This window comes from Streptomyces sp. NPDC040432 (genome assembly GCF_055595445.1).
On record NZ_JBVIVP010000030.1, the window covers coordinates 59,888 to 78,966 of the forward strand.

The window sequence follows — 19,079 nt, forward strand, 5'->3', positions numbered from 1 at the left end:
ATCATGAGCTGGACCGACCACTCCACCACCGTCCTGGAGAACGACCGGGTGCGCCTCGCCCCGATCACCGAGGCGGACCGCGAGGGCATCCGGGCCGTCGCCATGGACCCCGCGATCTGGCGCTACTTCGTCGCCGCCGTCGAGACCGAGACCGACTTCGAGGCCTTCTTCGACGCCAACCTCGCCGACCACACCGCCGGCCGCCGGGTCGTGTACGTGATCACCGACAAGGACAGCGGTCGCGTCGCGGGCAGCATGAGCTTCGGCAACATGGCGGAGGCCGACCGCCGGCTGGAGATCGGCTGGTCCTGGCTCGGCCGGGACTTCCGCGGCCGCGGCGTCAACCACTGGGCCAAGGCCCTGCTGCTGGCCCACGCCTTCGAGGTGCTCGACGTCGAACGCGCCGAGTTCAAGACCGACGTCCTCAACGTCCAGGCCCGCCGAGGCCTCGCGAACATCGGCGCCACCGAGGAGGGCACCCTGCGCAGCTTCAACTACATGCCGGGCGGCCGCCGCCGGGACGCCGTCTTCTACAGCATCCTGCGCGCCGAGTGGCCCGCCGTCCGCGAGGCCCTCGCCCGCGGCCCGAAGAAGGCCGTACCGGCGTGAACACCGCGGGTGACATCACCTTCATACGGGCCGGCGGCGAGCCCCGCGACATCGGCCGCGCCCACGGCCGGGCCCTCGCCGCCCCCCTGCGCACCTTCCTCGACGACGGCCTGGCCCGGCTGAACCACCTCACGGCCCGGCCCCTGACCCTGCCCGACCTGCTGCCGACCGTCGCCGCCTACCGGGCCCGGGTGACGGCGGCCCTGCCCGACCTCGCCGAGGAGGTCGCGGGCCTCGCCGAAGGCGCCGGCATCGGCGAGGACGAGGCCTGGCTGCTCCAGCTCCGCCGCGAGATCATGGGCTACTCGAAGGTCCCCACGGCCGGTGACTGCACCACCTGGGCCCGCACCACCGCCGACGGAACCCCCGTCCTCGCCCAGACCGTCGACCTCAACGGCAACCTCGACACCCACATCGCCGTCCTGGAGACCGCCCGCGCCGGCTCCCCCCGGCGCTCGCTGGTCCTCAGCTTCGCCGGGCTCCTCGGCTACCTCGGCGTCAACAGCGACGGCCTGGCCGTCGGCCTCAACCTGGTCCTCGGCGGCACCTGGCGCCCGGGCGTCCCCCCGTACCTGGCCATCCGCCACCTCCTGGACCACGCCGGCAGCGTCGACGAGGCCCTCAAGGTCCTCGCCGGCCTGCCACTGGCCAGCTCCCGCTCCCTCATGCTCTGCGACCCCGAGCGGGCCCTGTACGTGGAACACCTCGACGGGGAACTGCGCGTACGGGAGGCCGGGCCCGGGGGCCTCGCCCACACCAACCACTTCCTCCACCCGGACTTCGTCCCGGCCGACGAGCTGAACGTCTTCGCCCGGAACTCCTCCGTGCGCCGGCTGCGCGCGGCCACCGACGGGCTCGCCGCCCTGCGCGGCGACGCCGGCGCCGAGGACCACTTCGCGCTGCTCGCCCAAGAACCGCTGCGCGTCCCCGACCGGGGCGACATCCGGGCGGAGCGCACCGTCGCCGCGGTCGTCATGCACCCGGCCGCCGGCCGGCTGTACGTCCGCCCCGGCGACCCGGCGCACTCCACCACGCGGGTGTTCTCCCTGTAGGCCGCCCCTTCCGCGACGAAGGACCGTACCCATGGAAGGAGCACGATGGACGCATGGCTGGTCGACCTCGACCGGGTCGCCCCCACCGACATCAGCGCGCACTATCCCGAGGGCCTCACCGAGGACGAGCTGCGACGCGGCGCCGAGTTCGTCCACGCCCGGGCCGCCCACCGCTTCTACCGCGCCCGGCTCACCGTCCGCCGGCTGCTCGCCGAACGCCTCGGCGTCCCCGCGTCCGAGCTGCGCATCCACTACGACCCCGCGGGCAAGCCGTACCTGCCCGACCAGCCCGGCACCCACATCAGTTGGTCCCGTTCGGACGGGTTGCTGCTGCTCGGGGCGACCGAGACCGGACCGGTCGGGGTGGACGTGGAACTGGTCCGCCCGGCCACCACCAACCTGGACGTGCTGACGTTCGTCTACCCGGGCGTGCCCGCCGGCGCGACCCCGGAGACCTTCTTCCACGCCTGGACCCTGCTGGAGGCCGCCGTCAAGGCCACCGGGCGCGGCCTCACCGACGGCGCCCGGGAGGTCGACCTGGACTTCGGCCCGGACGGCGCGGTCACCCTGCGCGGGATCAGCGGCCACGGCCCGTCGCCCTGGCACGGCCGGACCGAACTCCGGCCGACCCACCGGGACGAGCCCTGGGCGATGACCGCCTTCGTGTCCCGGGACCTGGCCCCCGTCACGGTCCTGCCGTGGCCCGCCCGGGAGCAGGTCCGGGAGCACGTCCTGGAACCCGCCGGCGGCCGGGCCCGGGAGGCCGTGCTCACGCTCACGCCGCGGGGCTGAGCACCGCCGTGCCGTCCGGGGCGATCGCGGTGAAACCCGTGTACGGAACCAGCGCGGGCGGCACGGTCACCGAGCCGTCCGCGCGCTGGTACTGCTCCAGGATCGCCACGAGGGTCCGGCCGATCGGCAGCGCCGAACCGTTCAGCGTCGCCGCGAACACCTTGCCGCCGTCCCGGTCGCGGACCCGGATGCCGGCCCTGCGGCCCTGGAAGTCCCCGCAGTCGGAGACGGAGGAGATCTCCCGGTAGGTGCCCTGGCCCGGCAGCCACACCTCGATGTCGTACGTCCGCCGGGCGGCGAACCCGAGGTCCCCGGCCCGTAGTTCCACCACCCGGTGCGCGAGCCCCAACCGGCGCAGCGCGACCTCCGCGTGCCCCACCAGCAGCTCCAGTTCCTCCCCGGACCGGTCGGGCCGGCAGATCCGTACCAGCTCGACCTTCTCGAACTGGTGCAGCCGCACCAGCCCCCTGGTGTCCCGGCCGTACGAGCCCGCCTCCGCCCGGTAGCAGGGCGTGAAGGCCGTCAGGGCGAGGGGGAGCTCGGCGTCCTGGAGGGTCTCCCCGCGGTACAGGTTGACCAGCGGCACCTCGGCCGTCGGGATCAGCAGCAGCTCGCGGTCGGCGGCGTCCGTCGCGAACAGGTCATCGGCGAACTTCGGCAACTGCCCGGTGCCCGTCATCGTCTCCCGGTTCACCAGGTGCGGCACGCCGTGCTCCACGTAGCCGTGCTCCCCGGTGTGCAGGTCCAGCAGGAACGAGGCCAGTGCCCGCTCCAGCCGGGCCCCGGCGCCCCGGGTCACGGCGAAGCGCGAGCCCGAGAGCTTCGCGGCCCGCACCGGGTCGAGGATGCCCAGCCGGGTGCCGACGTCCACGTGGTCGCGCGGGGTGAACTCGAAGCCCGGGGGTTCCCCGAAGACCCGGCGCACCACCGGCGGATCCTGCTCGGTGCCGTCGGGGACGTCGGGGTGGGGCCGGTTCGGGACGGCCAGCAGCAGCGCGTCGAGGGACTCCTGAGCCACCCGGAGCTCCTCCGACACCGACCGCAGGCGCTCCTTCGCCTCCTGGATCCGGGAGCGGGCCGCCGCGTCGGGCCGCACCCCGCTGCGGGCGGAGCGGTTCTGCTCCGCCCGCAGCTTGTCGCGTTCGGCGATGAGCCGGGAGCGCAGGTCGGTCAGCTCGCGCAGGGCGGCGCGGTCCAGGTGGTGTCCGCGGCGGGCCAGGTCGGCCCCCGCCGCGTCCTGGAGCAGGGCGTGCGGGTCGTGCATGACGGCTCCTCGGTCCTCGTCGGTGACGTGCGGGGGGTGACGTGCGCGGTGGCGGCGACGGCCGCCACCGGCTCACCTCGGGTGGTTGCGGATGATGTCGACGGCCTCCGGGACGCCCATGTACGGCAGCCGCACCTCGGCCATGTCGTCGGTCCACTGCTCGGCGAGGTCGTACCGCTGCTTCGGGGTGGTCTCCAGCAGCTTGCAACCGGGGAAGACCTCGTACCCGTCCAGCAGTTCGGCGTGGGCGAACATGCCCTCCTGGAACAGCTCCTCGCGTTCCAGCACGAACTCCTCCGACGGCAGCTCGTCCCACAGCCGCCGGCCGCGCCGGATCAGCTCGATCAGCCGCGGCCGGTACGAGGGGTTGCGCGCCAGGTGCTCGCGGACGATGGAACTGCCCACGGTCAGGTGACGGATCTCGTCGATCGAGGCGCCGCGCGCGATCTCGGCGGCGGCCGGGTCGAGGAGCGTCCACTTGCGTTCGCTGAGCTCGGCGGCCGGCGCCAGCACCCCTTCGATGACGATGGTGAACACGGCGACCGCGCCGATGAAGTCGCCCTCGTCGCGCACCACGGACGTGGCGAACTCGGCGATCGGGTTCAGCACCCGCCGCGTGTAGTCGACACCCTGCTCCTTGATGAAGCCGAGCAACCCGGCCTCCGGCACCCCCAGGTCCACCAGGTGCTTGCGGAAGATCATCGCGTGCCTGGCCTCGTCCACCACCTGCGTGGTGAAGAACTCCTGCTCGACGACGCCGGGCGCGCCGATCACGTAGTGGGACAGCACCTCCACCGCCCGGGACTCCGCCAGCGAACGGTTGCCCAGCTCCAGCACGAGCGCCCGGCGCAGCGGACCGTCCTCGCGCATGTGATCGGGGGTGACGGCGTCGTGGCCGGCCTCGGCCCGCCCGCGCAGGGTGCCCTGGGCGACGGCCGACAACCAGTACCCGAGGTCGCACTCGTCGGCGGTCAGGGTCATCTCCTGCGCGCCGTCCAGCAGGTTGGGCGCGCGGTCCCAGTCGGCCTCGACGGGGATCTGCGGAACGGTGGTCATGACACCTCGCTGGGAGAGACGGAAACGGTGGAAGCGCCGGAAGGGGCGGGAACACCGGAAGGGGCGGCGCCGGCCGACGCCGCGGGAGTGACGGCGGCGCTGTGCATGCGGCCGGCGAAGCTGAGCATGGGGGAGTCGACGGTGTGGCTGCCGCCCGTCACCTCGGCGAGGAGCATGTCGTGGTCGCCGACCTGGTGCCAGCCGAGGACCCGGCAGGCCATGTGCGCCAGGCTCCCGCCGAGCAGCGGCGCACTCGTGAGCGGGTCGGTGGACCAGTCGAAACCCTCGAACTGGGCGTCCCCGAGCGGACGACCCGGGTTCGCGAACCGGCGGGCCACGTCGTTCTGCGCCGAGGACAGCACGTTCACCGAGAACCGGCCCGCCCTGCGCACCAACGAGGCGAACGTCGAGGTGGGCCGCAGACAGGCCCCCAGCACCAGCGGGTCCCGCGACAGGGTCACCACCGCGCTCGCCGTGGTGCCGTGCCGGACACCGCCCTGGCTCACGGTCAACACCGTCACGCCCGACGCCAACCGGCGCAGCGCCAACCGGGCCGCCTCCGGATCCTCGTACCCCTGCGCGGGCACCGACGCCGAACGGTCCGTGAGCCACGTCGGGTAGCGGCTCACCGGTGGGCCCCGACCGCCGACGTCGCGCCGGTTGTGGCGGCCTGCTCCTCGTAGGGCAGCGGCACCGGGCCGTCGGTGGCCGCGCGACGCCTCAACATCGCCGTCACCCGGTCGACCAACGGTGTGGGCACCGGCTCGAAGGGCAGCCCGAACGGCTTCAGGAAGTTCCCGAAGACGCCCCGGTCACCGAACACGTGGAACGGCAGCGCCAGCAGCGCCCACTCGGGCCCGACCAGCCACATCCACAACACGCCGACCAGGGCCACGCTGAGCAGGCTGTGCATCGTGTTGTACAGGACGTAGTACGCCTTGTGGATCCGCCCGTCCGGGCTGCGCCGGTAGGCGATGGCCCCCGGGATGTAGCCCAGCAGGTCGATGTACAGGAACAGGCCGATCGCCACGAACCAGCGGATGTCCGTGAAGTGCCACAGGATCATGCCGATCGTCACGGCGAAGGCGACGAGGTACTCGGCGCGGTGCAGGTTGAAGGTGACCGGTGACTCGACCGGGTTCTTGATGTCCATCAGGTGTCCTTCCGACGGGGCGGCTGGTCAGGACAGCCGCAGGGGGCTGCCGGCGAAGTAGTCGGCCAGCTCCGCGGCCACGCTCGCGCGCGACGGCGGGTGGAAGGCCAGGGCGCGGACCGAGCTCGCCAGGTACGCCACGTCCGCGGAACGGATGAACGCCATCCCGCCGAGCATCTCCACGGCCTGGTCGACCGCCGAGGCGAGCAGGTCCTGGGACGCGTAACGGGCGGTGAGCACCGCCGCCACCGCCTCGTCGCCCTCGATGCCGTCCTCCAGGGCCCGGGCGGCGCCCTCCACGAGGGCCACCGCGGCGTCGAGCCGGACCACCAGCCGCGCCCGCTCGTCGGCCGTGCCGCGCCCGCCGGCGACCACCCGGGCGACGAGCTCCGAGGCGGCTCCCACGTAGGTGGCGGTGGCGAGCAGTTCGAACCAGGTGAACCCGGCCGTCTGGAGGTCGTCGAGCCGGTCGGCGTCCTCGGGGGTGCTGTGGATGACGAGGTCGGCCGGGACGTCGACGTCGGTGAGCACGACCTCGTCGCTCTGCGCGGCCGCCAGCACCGGCGTCCCCCAGAACGGCCGGGTCGTGATGCCCGGCGAGGAGGCCGGGATCAGCATCAGCGCCAGACCGGGGCGCCCGTCGTCCCCCGTCACGGCCACGCTGGCCGTCAGCACGTCCATCGAACGGGACAGGCTGCACGGCTTCTTCGACCCGTTGACCCGGTACCCGCCCGGGGTGCGCTCCGCGATGACGGACGGCGTCAGGATGTTCTGGCTCGTGCGCCCCTCCGCCCAGCCGGAGGCCAGCAGCAACCCGTCCGAGGCCACCGACGTCATCACCTTCAGCTGGCTCGGTGTGAGCCGGTCGGTGACCTCGGCCAACCGGAACAGCATCGCCACGGTGAAGTGGTGCATCGTCGAGGCGACCCCCAGCGAGGGCGAGGCGGCGGCGAGGGCCCGCTGCACCCGCACCGCCTCCAGCGGCCCCGCGGCCGCGCCGCCGTACGCGGCCGGCACGAGCAGCCCCGGACCGGCGTGCTCGCGGTACAGCTCCAGCACCGGGCTGTCCGCGCTCTCCCGCGCCCCACCGTCGGCGGAGGTGAGCGGCAGGTTCTCCAGCGCGTCGAGAAGACCTGGATGGAATTGCTCGCAGATCCCGCGGGCTGTCGTCAGGGAACGCATCGGCGTTTTCTCCTCGGGCTCTCTCGGAATTCTCCTCCGGACCGGTCGGGGCATTCCCTGCGATCCGAAAGGCAATATTCGGAAAGAAGTGTTTCACCCACCGTCTGACTGAGGCCTGACACTCATCTGACCAGCAGTTTCAACTGACTTGGTCCTGACGGCCGGCTGACCGGGGGACCGCCCGGCACTTGTGGCGGCGCGCCGCCCGTGCCATAAGTGGGGAAGTGCTCGCGGGAGAATGGATCTGAAATGACCGGAACGATTCTGGAGACGGATGTCGCGCTCGACGCCATCCGGCAGTACGCGGACGCCGGAAATCCGAGCGCGTATTTCGCCTTCAGCGACGGGAACAGTTACTTCCGGTTGCCGGACGAGCCCGGGATCATCGTCTACCGGCCGGTGGGCCGCTACCTGGTGCAGTTCGGCGGCCCCTTCGCACCCTTCGCCCCGGCCGGCCCCGACGGACCCCGGGCCCGGCTCCTGGCCGGCTTCACCGCCTTCGCCGCCGAACAGGGCCGCGAGATCGTGTCGGTGCAGCTCCAGGGCGCGGACGCCGACGTCTACGTCGACCAAGGGTTCACCGTGAACCAGATGGGCGCCTCCTACGCCGTCGACCTGGAGACCTTCACCCTGGCCGGCACCAAGTTCATGCAGCTCCGCAACAAGATCTCCCGGGCGCTGCGCAGCGGCCTGGAGATCCGCGAAGTCCCCTACGAGGACTACGCCGACCAGATCGCCGCGCTCGACACCGCCTGGCTCGGCACCAAGGGCGAGGGCGTCAAACCGCTGGAGTTCCTCGTCGGCCAGACCGGCGGCCGCTACCAGCCGCTGCGCCGCCTCTTCGCCGCCGTCAACGACGGCCGGCTGATCGGCTACGTCTCCTACGCCCCCGTCTACGGCCCGCAGCCCGGCTGGATGCACGACCTGAGCCGACGGCAACCCGACTCCCCGCCCGGGGTGATGGAGGCCCTCAACAAGGCGGCCGTCGACGTGTTCACCGCCGAGGGCACCCGCTGGCTCCACTTCGGCTTCACCCCCTTCACCTCGCTGACGGCCCCCCAGTTCCCGGGCCACAGCCTGGGCTTCCACTGGTTCATGCAGCACCTGTGGGAGCACGGCGCGCACATCTACCCGGCGCGCACACAGCTGGAGTACAAGCAGAAGTGGGCTCCCTCCGCGGTGCTGCCGGAGTACATCGCCTTCCAGCACCGGGCCAGCCTGCCCGCGCTGGTCCACGTCTTCCGCGCCTGCAACGCGGTCTGAGAGAGGGAGACCCACCCGTGCCCGCGACGCCCCCGACATCCCCGACGCCCTCGACGCCCTCGACCTCCCTGATCACCTCCACCGACGAGGAGATCCGGGCCCAGGGCCTGCTCGTCGTCGAGCAGTTCCAGGCCTGCGCCGCCGCCCCCGACGACCTGGAGGCGGCCCGCGCCGTCGAGGAGGGGCTGGCCCGCCTCGACGCCCTGCTGCGGGAAGGAGCCGCCGCGTCCTGAGAACCCGTACGTCCTCCCCGCCCGCGCCCCGTACGGATTCCCGTGCGGGGCGCGGCCGTGGGCGGACCCGGGCACGCACGGGGCGGGGCGGTGGGGGAGCCCCCCACCGCCCCGCCCTCCTCCGCGGTCCGCCCCTCAGCGCAGGGCCGGACGGGTCCTCACCACCGTCCCGGCCGGCCCGCGCACCAGCATCGGGCGCCGCCGCAGGGCCGGCCCCGGCGCCGCCTCCACCGGCCCGGAGGCCGGGGAGAGGTGCGCGACCAGCAGGTCCTGGACCACCGGCCCACCGGCCTGTGCCAGCAACTCGTGCCGGTCCTCCACGCCGGCCCGCCGGTCCACCAGGACGCCCTGCCCGGGCGCGGGGGTCGCCTCCACGAGCGGCCCCACCCGCCCGGGACCGTACAACCGGGAGCGCAGGCTCCCCGTACCGTCGCGGCCGACCACCGCCACCAGGGTGAACGCGCAGTCGGCCGGGCGGCCGGGCGTTTCCACCCGCGCCGCCTCCCCGGCGGGGGCGACGGTACGGACCCGGTGCAGTTCGATCAGCCAGTCCGCGTGGATGTCGAGCCACGGCCCGCTGAGCGTGGACCGCAGCAGGGCGGACAGGCCCGCCGCGAGCCGACGGTCCGCGAGGTCCCGTACGGGGCTCACGGGACCGCCGGCCGCGGGCACGTACAGGAACAGCCAGTCGTCGTCGGCCGTCCACGACATCCGCAGCAGCAGGGGCGGCCGGGGTAGGTCCCCGAAGCCGGCGGCGACCACCGCGGGAACGGGCGGCAGGCCGGTGAGGGCGAACCCGTGCTCGCGCGGCGCGTGCCCGCTCGACGACGCCACGGCGTCAGCCCGCGGCGACGGGTGTGCGCTCGGCGGACAGCCGCGCCAGTTGCAGGCGCTCGTCGAGGTGGCGGGCGGAGGAGTTGGCCCGCCACAGCGCGCCGCGGGCGATGCCCCGACGCATGTAGGCGGTGTCGGCGCTCGGGATCACCACGTTGTGGAACCAACCCGCCGCGTGCTGCGAGTCGATGGTGATGTGCAGCCGGTGGTAGGTGATGCCGACCTCGGGCAGCCCGAGCCGCTCCCAGGCCCGTACGACGTTGCGGAACCGGTCGGGGGCCAGCCACTCGGTCATGCCGAGGAAGCCGACCGCCTCCGGGTAGAGGTTGCGGTAGCGGCACAGCAGCACCGCGAGGTTCCCCGAATGCAGGTCGGTGGTGGTCATGGCGGCTTCGAGGTCCTCGGCGCGGACGTCGAAGACCTCGTAGATCTTGTTGAAGAGGTGGGTGTGCACGGCCTCGGGGTCGCCGTTGCCCATCTCGTCCCAGTAGTTGCCGGCGATCTCCATCTTGCTCGCGCCGGCCGTGCCGATCTGCATCATCGCGAGGAAGTCGTCGAAGCGGCCGTCGATCAGCGACTCCTGGATGACGTACGTGCGCAGGTCCTCGCCGACCGCCTCGCGGTTGATGAAGTCGGTGTAGTAGGGGTGCTTGAAGGCGCGGTGCTTGCGGACGAGCCCCTTGAGCCAGGACAGGAACTGCTTGGGTTCGGTCGGCGCGGACTCCAGCAGCCCGGGTTCCAGGTGGGCGTCCTCGGCGGTGAGGGTGGCGTGCTCCAGGAGCCGGGTGACCTCGTGGAGGAGCACGGAACCCTCGGCCGTGGGCCGCGACGGTATCTGCATGACCGTCTGGTAGATCCGCGACAGCAGGAGTTGCTGCTGGTAGTGGGCGTCCTCCCGGTCGGGTCCGGCCACCGCGGCCGCGTTCATCCGGGTGACCGCCTCGACGACCCGGGCCCGCTCGCCGGCGAACTTGGCGTCGATCTCGTCGGCGTCGACGGTCAGCCAGGACGAGACCTCCTCGACGAGCGCTGCGGCGTCGGTCCTGCGGATCGCGGGATCGGTGTGGTTGTCGGTGCTGGGCAACTGCGTCTCCATGTCTCTCAAGGTCGCTCGGGAAACGACGCCTGGTCGGGTCGCGCGGGTGTGGTGAGGGAATCGGATCCGTCGACGCGGACCCGCGGGCGGATCGGCTGGATACACGTCCTCGCTCCGCGAGTCCGGGGCGGGAGGGGCGCCGGAGGGGGCCCGGGCCGGTGCGGCGGGGGCCCCTCATGCCAAAGACACGCGCACCCCTTGGTTCGGATCGGGATGCGCGTGCCTGGGATGAGCACCTGCGGAGAGGGCAGGATTCGAACCTGCGTGGGCAGAGCCCGTCCGGCGAGTAGCCCCACCGAACCCCATTCGGCCGCTTTGGGAACCTCTCCAACGGCCTTTCTCTGGCATCAGCTTGGCACGCCGTCGCTGACAGCCTGCTGATGGATTTCTGAGACGGGAATTCGGGACGACGGTCAGGGGCCCATCAGTGGCCGCTGGGATAGTGAAGGGCGATCGAGCCACTTCACCACATACCCGGGGAGTTCCCGTGAGCGCCGAGACCGCAAAAATCGCCGTATCGCGTCTCTACAACGACGAGAACGGCGAATCGCATTTCATCGACGAGACGCTGGAGGTGACCGCCGTCAATTTCGCCCCGCCCGCGCCGCCGATCTTCGTGTCCGAGGGCGTACCGGCCAAGCAGGCCGTCTACCTCTTCCTGCCGGCCGGGTACGTGGGCGACTTCCACCCCGCGCCGCGCCGCCAGATCATGACCCTGATCAGCGGTCTGCTGGAGTGCGGCGTCAGCGACGGCACGTGGCGGACGTTCACCCCGGGCAACACCCAGCTGGTCGAGGACACCCAGGGCAAGGGGCACGCCACCAAGGCCCTCCAGGACTGCGTGATGATCGTCTCGCAGCTCGACTGAACGCACCCGTGACGGCGGCGGGAGCCCGCCGGGACGGCGCGAGAAGAACGGGAAAGGGGGGCCCGGGCCGATCGGCCCGGGCCCCCCTTCCGTCTTCCGTTCCGGCCTGCTTCCTCGGCCTGCGTCCTCCGCCCGGGCGTCAGCCCTTGACGTAGCCGAAGCTCTCGACGATCAGGCCGTTCTCCAACCGGGTCACGTTGACGCCGCGGACGAAGTCCTTCGGTCCGGTGCCCCAGCGCAGCGTCCAGCGGCACACGGCGCGCTCGCCCGCGACCCAGACCTCCTCCACCTCGAAATCGGCCTGCGCGTTCGACGCGATCGAGGACCAGAACTGCAGACATTCGTCGTATCCGACGTGCTTGGAGCCGTCCGGTGCGGGTCCGGAGTTCTCCAGCCGGCAGTCCTCGGCGAGGAGATCCTTCAGCAGGCCCGGATCGTGCTGCTGGAATGCCTGGTTGAACTGGTCGATAACCTTGCGCGTCTGCTCGTCGGACATCGGGACTCCTCATGTCTCATGGCTCACCGCGGTACGGCCCGCCGGTCGGAACGGGCCGCAAGGAAAGTAATACAGTCCAACGGGCCGTGCGGTCCAAGTAACCGGAAGTTCCGGCCATTTGAGTCAGTCGCACGTCAGTGCCGGCCGCCTACGTTCGTAGTATGACCACAGCAGACAGTGCGCCTCTCGCATTGGCCTATCAGCAGGCCATCGAATACCTGACGGGTCTCGCCGATCGACCGGTGGGTGCCACTGCCGGCTCCGAACAATTGCTGAAAATGTTCGGTGGCCCGCTGCCCGCCGGACCGGCCGAGGCAACCGACACCATCGAGCTGCTCGGCCGGGCCGTCGCCGAGGGCGGCATCCCCACCGCCAACGGCCCCCGCTACTTCGGCTACGTCACCGGCGGTACCCTGCCCGTGGCCATCGCGACCGACTGGCTCGTCTCCGCCTGGGACCAGACCGCCAGCCTCTACAACCTCTCCCCGGCCATCGCCGTCGCCGAGGACGTCGCCGCGCAGTGGGTCCTCGAACTGCTGGGCCTGCCCGCCCACGCCTCGGTCGGCTTCCCCACCGGCTGCACCATGGCCCACCTGACCTCGCTGGCCGCGGCCCGCCACAAACTCCTCGCGGAGGCGGGCTGGGACGTCGAACACGACGGCCTGGGCGGCGCCCCCGACATCGCGATCGTCGCCGGCGCCCAGCACCACATGACCATCGACCTCGCAGCCCGCTACCTCGGCTTCGGTACGGCACGCATCCGCAACGTGCCCGTCGACGACAAGGGCCGGATGGTCCCCGCCGAACTGGAACGCACCCTCGCGGACCTCGACGGGCCGGTCATCGTCTGCGCCCAGATCGGCGACGTCAACTCCGGAGCCGTCGACCCGGTCGGCGAGATCTGCGACATCGCGCACCGCCACGGCGCCTGGGTCCACGTCGACGGCGCCTTCGGCCTGTGGGCCGCGGCCAGCCCCCGCCTGCGCCCCCTCGTCGAAGGCGTGGAACGGGCCGACTCCTGGGCCCTGGACGCCCACAAATGGCTCAACGTCCCCTACGACTGCGGCATCGTCGTCATCGCCCACCCCGAAGCCCACCGGGCCGCCATGCTCAACGAGCGGGCCGGGTACCTGCCGCCCGGCACCGACGGCGAACGCGACGCGATCGAATGGGTCCCCGACTTCTCCCGGCGCGCCCGCAGCCTGCCCGTCTGGGCGGCGCTGCGCTCCCTGGGCCGATCCGGCGTCGCCGACCTCGTCGAACGCTGCTGCCGCCACACGCACCGGTTCGCCGAGCGGCTGACCGGGGTGCCGGGCGTCGAGCTCCTCAACGACGTCGTCCTCAACCAACTGCTGGTCCGCTTCGGGGACGACGACCGGGTCACCCGGGCGGTCATCGCCCGCATCCAACGCAGCGGCGTGTGCTGGTTCGGCGGCACCGTCTGGGAGGGCCGGGCCGCGATGCGCGTCTCCGTCGTCAACTGGCGCACCACCGAGCAGGACGTGGACCGCAGCGTCGAGGTGATCCGCGAGGCCCTGGCCGCCGAACTCGCCGAAGCCTGACGACCTCGCCACCCCTCACGGAACCACCCCGGAGCCACCCCCCACCAGGGCCGGGCCCGCCACCGCGGGCCCGGCCCGCGGCGTTCCCGGGCCCGCGGCCGACTCCGCACGCGGGGGTCCGCCGGTCCGCCGTTCCCGCCGTCCGGCGGGTCCGTGCGTTCGCTCCGTCCACCGGGTCCGTACGCGGTCCTCCGGTCCGCCGGCCCCGGGCACACGGCAGGGCGGCCCGGCGGAGGTTCCCGCCGGGCCGCCCCGAAACCGTTCCCGTCGGGGCCCTAGAGCAACTCCTCCTCGTCGCAGCGCTCCACCCACTCCGCGAACGTCTCCGACGGGTCCGTCCGCCCGGCCAGGTAGCCGCGCGTCAGCCGCTCCACGTAGTCCGGCAGGTCCGCCGCCGTCGTCCTCAGCCCGCGCAGCTTCTTCCCGAAGCCACCCTCCTGGTCCGCGGCCAACGTCAGGCTGCCGCCCAGGTGCACCTGGAAGCCCTCGACCTGACGGCCGTCCTCGTCGGCGACCAACTGCCCCTTCAGACCGATGTCCGCGACCTGCGTGCGCGCACACGAGTTGGGGCAGCCGTTGACGTTCACGCTCAGCCCCACGTCCTCGCCCGCCAGCCGCTTCTCCAACTCCGCGACCAGCGTCGCCGCCCGCTCCTTGGTCTCCACGATCGCCAGCTTGCAGTACTCGATCCCCGTGCAGGCCATCGTGTTGCGCCGCCACGACGACGGCCGCGCCTCCAACCCGATGCCCCGCAGCCCCTCCACCAACGGCTCCGGGTCGGCCACGTCCAGCACCAGCAGCTTCTGGTACGGGGTCAACCGCACCCGGCCGCTTCCGTGCTCCTGCGCCAGGTCGGCCAGCGCCGCCAGCTTCGTCCCCGACAACCGCCCCACGACCGGCGCGGCACCCACGTACGACAGTCCGTCGTGCTGAGGATGCACCCCGATGTGGTCGATCGGGGCCGCCGGGAGCTCCGGCGGCGGCCCGTCCAGCAGCGGCCGGCCCAGGTACTCCTCCTCCAGCACCCGGCGGAACTTCTCCACACCCCAGTCCGCGATCAGGAACTTCAACCGGGCCCGGCCCCGCAGCCGCCGGTAGCCGTAGTCGCGGAACAGCCGCGCCACCGCCACCCACACGTCCGGGACCTCGTCCAGCGGCACCCACACCCCGACGTGCCGCGCCAGGATCGGCACCGTGGACAACCCGCCGCCCACCCACATGCCGAAGCCCGGACCGTGCTCCGGGTGCACCGTGCCCAGGAACGCCAGGTCGTTGATCTCGTACGGGATGTCCGGCAGCCAGGACACCGCCGACTTGTACTTGCGCGGCAGGTTCGACAGCGACGGGTCCCCGACGTACCGGGCGGCGATCTCCCGCACCGCCGGCGTCGCGTCCAGCACCTCCGCCGCGCCCACCCCCGCCACGGGACTGCCGACGATGACCCGGGGGCAGTCCCCGCACGCCTCCGTCGTGGACAGCCCGACCTCCTCCAGCCGCCGCCAGATCGCGGGCACGTCCTCGATCCGCACCCAGTGCAACTGGATGTTCTGCCGGTCGGTGATGTCCGCGGTGTTGCGGGCGAACCGCATCGACACGTCGGCGACCGCCCGCAACTGCGCGAGGTCCAGGGTGCCGCCGTCGCTGCGCACCCGCATCATGAAGTGCTCGTCCTCCAGCTCCTCCGGGGCGAGCGAGCCCGTCCGCCCGCCGTCGATGCCCGGCTTGCGCTGCGTGTACAGCCCCCACCAGCGCATCCGACCGCGAAGATCGTCCGGATCGATGCTCGCGAAGCCCTCGCGGGCGTACACCCGCTCGATGCGCTCGCGCACCAGCAGCGGGTCCTCGACCTGCTTGAACTCCTCGTTCGCGTTGAGCGGTTCGCGCTCGCCCAACGCCCACTGGCCCTCGGGTCGCTTGGCGGCGGTCCGTGCGGTCCGTGCGGTCCGGACCGGCGCCGCGGCGGTTTCCGTCATCTGTCCGTACTCCTACGTGGGCTGGGGGAGGGGGGTTCCGGCGACCGGCCGGCTCAGGTCGTACCGAGGCCCGCGACCGGGACGACCATCCCGCTCGGCAGCCAACTCGTGGCCTCCGCGTGGTGGTGCCCGCCGGCGGCGCCGGGCCCGCCGCTGCCGGGGACGTACAGCACGGCCGTGGCGTACAACTTCGCGGGCGCCGGCACGGCCGTACCGCGGGCCCGACGCCAGGCGTCGTACCCGGCGGAGGTGGGCAGCTCGCCCGGGAAACGGGTCCCGAGCGCCTTCAGGTACTCCACCGCGGCCGGGCTGTTCGGCGCGTACCGCAGCGGGATGAGCTGGCCGGCGCTCGGCGAGAGCAGCGGCGCCGTGAACAACCAGGGCGCCAGGTAGGTGCCCTCGGCGAAGGCGCGCCCCGCCTCCACGTCCCGTACGGCCGCGTCCGCGCCCGCCCAACCGGACGTCACGACCAGCGGCTGCCGGCTCGAATCCGGCACGCCGACGGAGATTCCCGCCCGGCCCGCCGCCGCCCGCACCTCGGAGGCCGCGGCCCGCCCGCGCGGCGAGGCGTCCTCCACGAGCCCGAGCGAGCGGGCCCCGCGTCCCGCGAGGAACGCCACCGTCTCCCGCAGCGCCGCCGCGTCGGCGGCGGCCAGCGCGTCGGCGGGGCAGCCCGCCGGCGGCTTCGCGTCCCCACCGAGCAACGCCCCGGCGGCGGCGCTCGCGCACTCGGGGCCGTCGTCGCCGCGCAGCGCGGCGAGCCCCGCGTCCCGGCCCGCTCCGGCCGTCGCCCGGCCGGTGTCCACCGCCAACGCGGCGACGGCGCCGCCCGACGACACCCACACCTGTCCGGGCCCCGCCGGAAGCTCCACCGGGATCCACGTCAGCGCGGAGCCCGGCCGGGGCCCGCCCTTCGCGAGCCGGCCCCGGTCGGTGCCGGCCGAGGCCTCCTCGGCCCCGACGGCCACCAGGTTGAAGCCAGGCCGGTTCGGCACCACCATCACCGGCACCTGCTTGCCGCCCAGCCCGAGCGAACCGAGCAACGGCCCGCCCAGCGCCCCGACCGGCCCGTTCCGCGGCAGCGGCGGACCCGCCGAGAGCCCGGCCAGGACCGTGACGGCCACCGCCGCGGCGAAGTACGCCGACACGCTCGCCCGGCGCCGCAGCAGGCCGCGGCGCAGCAGCAGCACACCCACCGCCAGGGCGGCGGTCAGGACGACCGCCGCCAGGAGGACCGCGCTCACCGTCGTACGACGCCGTCGCTGACGACGAACAGGACGCCGTGCGGCTGGCTGTCGCCGTAGTCGCCGTGCGGCCAGGACGCCCGGTTGAAGCCGACGCACGGCTTGCCGGTGTGCTCGTCGCGGAACGACCGGTCGAGACTGACCTTGCCGCGCCGGTCGAGGTCGAACATGCACACCCGGTGGTCGCCACCGCCGCCGAACGACCCGGCGACGAAGTAGTTGGCCACCGCGATGCGGCTGACGTTCTGCGTCTCGCGGTACACGCCGTCCCCGCCCCGCTTGAAGTTGTCCATCGCGCCCCAGTGCGGACCGCCCGAACTCACGTCACGGATCGGCACGGTGCTGACGAGCTCCGGGCAGTCCCGCTCGCGGCCGCCGCGCGCGGCCTCGTTCAGGTCGTCGATCGAGCACTTGGCGCCCGTACCGGCGGCGAGGAGCTTCTGGATGTCCAGGACGTAGATCATGCCCGTGGTGTCGTCCAGCGGCTTGCCGTACGGCACCGACTGGCCCATCACCGTGTGGAACAGGAACCGGTCGTCGGGGCTGACGGCCAGCCAGCTCGCGTTGTCGCCGCTGCCGGTGACACCCGGATCCCGCCGGAAGCTCCGGTAGGCCGTCGTGTCGTCGAAGACCTCCTTCCACTGCGGGGCGGGCGCGGTGATGTCCGGGGTGTAGAACACGGCGCCGCCGGCCATCGAGGACACGAACGCACCCTTGTGGCCCGGCCGGTTGGTCAGCGCGGTCTCCATGACCACCCGCGACTCGCGGAAGAACGCGCGGGGCTCCTGCGCCCCGCGCGGACCGTCGGCGACCTTGGACACCGAACGCAGCGTCGGGTTGCTCCGGTCGGCGATGTCGAAGACGCGGACGGTCTGGCGGGCCAGGTTCTCCCGCAGTTCCGAATCGGGCGTCATGAAGTTGCGGGCCTCGGCGAAGTCGCTCGCCACCATCACGTTCAGGTCCTCGCGGACGGCGATGCCGTGCGGGTTCGCGCAGCTCGCCGCGGGCAGCGCCGGAACGTTGCCGCACTGTGCGGGATCCTCGCCGCCCGCGGTCGCCGCCGGGATCTCCGCGAGGGTCCTGCCGTCCTTCCCGATCCGGACGATCTCACCGGGCGAGCCGGCGGCGCCGTTGCCGACACGCACCTCGCCGTTGGTGTAGGTACAGGGGCCGGTCACGTTCGGACCGCCCATGTACGTCCCGTACGCGGTGCCGTCGCTCAGTACCTGATAGGCGTCGGGCAGGGTGCCGCACGGGGTGTCGACGGTCGTGTTGACCCCGGCGATCGTCAGCGCGGGCAGTGCCTTCGCGTCGAAGACGAACGTCGTGTCGCTCATGATGCCGCCGGCGTAGATCCGGTCGCCCTTGTGCCACACGTACTGCATGTGGTGCGGCTCGTTGCCGTTGTTCGGGCCGATGGTGACGGTGTTGGCGACCTTCCCGTACGACGGGGAGCCCGGGGTTGCGTCTATGACGGCGAGGAAGTCGGGCGCGGGCTGCTTCGCGGGCCCCGACCAGACGAGCATCCACTGCCGCCCGGGCCCCTTGGAGGCCTGCACGAGGTGGTTCGTCGCCGTGTACGTGACGCCGTCGCTGCCCTGGAAGCTCGACGTCCAGGTCTCCGGCGTGCCGGCGGCGGCGGGTTCCGCTCCGGTGAGCATGGAGGCGGTGAATCCCACCGCCGAAAGACAGAGTGCGAGGCGGCGTAACAGCCTTCCTCGGCGCGGTCCTTGCAGGCTCATTTCTCCGCGTGCCCTCTCCGGGGGTATCGGCCGGAATGCGTAAACCGGCCGGTCGGTGGCTGATTCGGTTTCGGTGTACGGCAATTCCTGGCCCGCCGGCCAGCACGGGATTCTGTGCAATTTCCGACCCACTATGGCACAGCGGTGCTGGCGGTCCGCTGATACGGGACTTACCGTGCGCTGACCGGGCTCCACAAAAACCCTGAACGATCAGAAACCCCTGGTCACCGGCAGCTTGGGGGTGAAATTGACGCCGATCAGCGGACCGTCAGTGAATTATGTGCCCGGATTGCTATTCTCGGCCCAGAAAATTATGCCCGCTCGCCGCGCCCCCTATTTTTCATCAAGGAGCCGCCGGATGGCGACGACTCACGCAGACGGAGATCTCAGCACGCTGGCCGAGCGGGCGGGCCGGGAACTCGAAAATGCCCCTCCGCAGGAAATCCTGCGTTGGGCGGCCGACACCTTCGGGAGGAAATTCTGTGTGACGTCCTCGATGGAGGACGCGGTCGTCGCGCACCTCGCCTCCCGGGTCCTGCCGGGTGTGGACGTGGTGTTCCTGGATACGGGTTACCACTTCGAGGAGACGATCGGGACGCGGGACGCGGTGGAGGCGGTGATGGACGTCAACGTCATCACGCTGACCCCGCGGCAGAGCGT

19 protein-coding genes and 1 tRNA gene are annotated in these 19,079 nt (G+C 72.3%); 8 read left to right on the plus strand and 12 right to left on the minus strand.

Translation table 11 applies throughout. From position 1 onward, the window contains the following. The first annotated feature begins 3 nt into the window (after positions 1-3). The 3 genes from ACZ58N_RS35340 to ACZ58N_RS35350 are packed head-to-tail and all read left to right on the plus strand — an operon-like array spanning position 4 to position 2,453. Positions 4-609: a GNAT family N-acetyltransferase gene (locus tag ACZ58N_RS35340; protein WP_471168622.1), complete on the plus strand. Its 606-nt coding sequence runs from the start codon at positions 4-6 to the stop codon at positions 607-609. Beyond that, positions 606-1,661: a C45 family autoproteolytic acyltransferase/hydolase gene (locus ACZ58N_RS35345; RefSeq protein WP_471168625.1), complete on the plus strand. Its 1,056-nt coding sequence runs from the start codon at positions 606-608 to the stop codon at positions 1,659-1,661. Before ACZ58N_RS35340 ends, ACZ58N_RS35345 begins: the two co-directional genes overlap by 4 nt. A gap of 45 nt (positions 1,662-1,706) precedes the next feature. Further along, complete coding sequence (locus ACZ58N_RS35350; RefSeq protein ID WP_471168628.1) at positions 1,707-2,453, plus strand: 4'-phosphopantetheinyl transferase family protein; 747 nt, start codon at positions 1,707-1,709, stop codon at positions 2,451-2,453. Here the strand turns inward: ACZ58N_RS35350 and serS are convergent. The 5 genes from serS to ACZ58N_RS35375 all read right to left on the minus strand — a co-directional run bounded on the left by serS (position 2,437) and on the right by ACZ58N_RS35375 (position 7,108). Beyond that, entirely contained in the window at positions 2,437-3,717 is a 1,281-nt protein-coding gene (gene serS / locus ACZ58N_RS35355; protein ID WP_471168631.1) for a serine--tRNA ligase, read from the minus strand. The two genes, ACZ58N_RS35350 and serS, sit on opposite strands and share 17 nt — an antisense overlap. Before the next feature lie 72 nt (positions 3,718-3,789). Further along, a complete protein-coding gene (locus ACZ58N_RS35360; RefSeq protein WP_471168634.1) occupies positions 3,790-4,773 on the minus strand; it encodes a ferritin family protein in 984 nt (327 codons plus the stop codon). Beyond that, positions 4,770-5,402: a flavin reductase family protein gene (locus ACZ58N_RS35365; protein ID WP_471168637.1), complete on the minus strand. Its 633-nt coding sequence runs from the start codon at positions 5,400-5,402 to the stop codon at positions 4,770-4,772. Before ACZ58N_RS35365 ends, ACZ58N_RS35360 begins: the two co-directional genes overlap by 4 nt. Further along, positions 5,399-5,926: a hypothetical protein gene (locus ACZ58N_RS35370; protein WP_471168640.1), complete on the minus strand. Its 528-nt coding sequence runs from the start codon at positions 5,924-5,926 to the stop codon at positions 5,399-5,401. The genes ACZ58N_RS35365 and ACZ58N_RS35370 overlap by 4 nt, the downstream gene beginning before the upstream one ends. 27 nt (positions 5,927-5,953) lie before the next feature. Further along, a complete protein-coding gene (locus ACZ58N_RS35375; RefSeq protein WP_471168643.1) occupies positions 5,954-7,108 on the minus strand; it encodes an acyl-CoA dehydrogenase family protein in 1,155 nt (384 codons plus the stop codon). Between the two features lie 249 nt (positions 7,109-7,357). Between ACZ58N_RS35375 and ACZ58N_RS35380 the strand changes: the two genes are divergently transcribed. After that, positions 7,358-8,371, plus strand: a complete 1,014-nt coding sequence (locus tag ACZ58N_RS35380) for a bifunctional lysylphosphatidylglycerol flippase/synthetase MprF (RefSeq protein WP_471168645.1) — start codon at positions 7,358-7,360, stop codon at positions 8,369-8,371. Between the two features lie 17 nt (positions 8,372-8,388). After that, the gene (locus ACZ58N_RS35385) at positions 8,389-8,604 is read left to right on the plus strand and encodes a hypothetical protein (protein WP_471168647.1); all 216 of its coding nucleotides are present in this window, start codon (positions 8,389-8,391) and stop codon (positions 8,602-8,604) included. 135 nt (positions 8,605-8,739) lie between these two features. Here ACZ58N_RS35385 and ACZ58N_RS35390 read toward each other — a convergent pair whose 3' ends face one another. The 3 genes from ACZ58N_RS35390 to ACZ58N_RS35400 form a co-directional block, all read right to left on the minus strand. After that, positions 8,740-9,438 carry a hypothetical protein gene (locus tag ACZ58N_RS35390; protein ID WP_471168650.1) on the minus strand — a complete coding sequence of 233 codons (699 nt, stop codon included), beginning with the start codon at positions 9,436-9,438 and terminating at the stop codon, positions 8,740-8,742. A 4-nt stretch (positions 9,439-9,442) separates the two neighbouring features. Then, a complete protein-coding gene (locus ACZ58N_RS35395) occupies positions 9,443-10,534 on the minus strand; it encodes an iron-containing redox enzyme family protein (protein WP_471168653.1) in 1,092 nt (363 codons plus the stop codon). Positions 10,535-10,773: 239 nt separating this feature from the next. Beyond that, a tRNA-OTHER gene (locus tag ACZ58N_RS35400) sits at positions 10,774-10,863 on the minus strand. 158 nt (positions 10,864-11,021) lie between these two features. On the opposite strand from ACZ58N_RS35400, the gene ACZ58N_RS35405 reads away from it, so the two are divergent. Then, on the plus strand, positions 11,022-11,402 hold the full coding sequence (locus tag ACZ58N_RS35405) for a cupin domain-containing protein (RefSeq protein ID WP_281207571.1): 381 nt from the start codon (positions 11,022-11,024) through the stop codon (positions 11,400-11,402). Between the two features lie 139 nt (positions 11,403-11,541). On the opposite strand, the gene ACZ58N_RS35410 is transcribed toward ACZ58N_RS35405, so the two are convergent. Further along, a complete protein-coding gene (locus tag ACZ58N_RS35410) occupies positions 11,542-11,898 on the minus strand; it encodes a nuclear transport factor 2 family protein (RefSeq protein ID WP_389708411.1) in 357 nt (118 codons plus the stop codon). 161 nt (positions 11,899-12,059) lie between these two features. Between ACZ58N_RS35410 and ACZ58N_RS35415 the strand changes: the two genes are divergently transcribed. Beyond that, positions 12,060-13,460, plus strand: a complete 1,401-nt coding sequence (locus tag ACZ58N_RS35415) for a pyridoxal phosphate-dependent decarboxylase family protein (protein WP_471168657.1) — start codon at positions 12,060-12,062, stop codon at positions 13,458-13,460. Between the two features lie 275 nt (positions 13,461-13,735). Here the strand turns inward: ACZ58N_RS35415 and ACZ58N_RS35420 are convergent, their stop codons facing one another. The 3 genes from ACZ58N_RS35420 to ACZ58N_RS35430 are packed head-to-tail and all read right to left on the minus strand — an operon-like array spanning position 13,736 to position 18,356. Next, positions 13,736-15,433 (minus strand): nitrite/sulfite reductase, encoded by a 1,698-nt coding sequence (locus tag ACZ58N_RS35420; RefSeq protein ID WP_471168660.1) that lies wholly within the window; start codon positions 15,431-15,433, stop codon positions 13,736-13,738. Positions 15,434-15,486: 53 nt separating this feature from the next. Continuing rightward, positions 15,487-16,677, minus strand: a complete 1,191-nt coding sequence (locus ACZ58N_RS35425; RefSeq protein ID WP_471168662.1) for a hypothetical protein — start codon at positions 16,675-16,677, stop codon at positions 15,487-15,489. Beyond that, positions 16,674-18,356 carry a hypothetical protein gene (locus ACZ58N_RS35430; RefSeq protein WP_471168664.1) on the minus strand — a complete coding sequence of 561 codons (1,683 nt, stop codon included), beginning with the start codon at positions 18,354-18,356 and terminating at the stop codon, positions 16,674-16,676. The genes ACZ58N_RS35425 and ACZ58N_RS35430 overlap by 4 nt, the downstream gene beginning before the upstream one ends. Before the next feature lie 421 nt (positions 18,357-18,777). On the opposite strand from ACZ58N_RS35430, the gene ACZ58N_RS35435 reads away from it, so the two are divergent. Beyond that, positions 18,778-19,079, plus strand: a 302-nt coding sequence (locus ACZ58N_RS35435; protein WP_471168667.1) for a phosphoadenosine phosphosulfate reductase domain-containing protein, incomplete at its 3' end; no start/stop codon positions are given.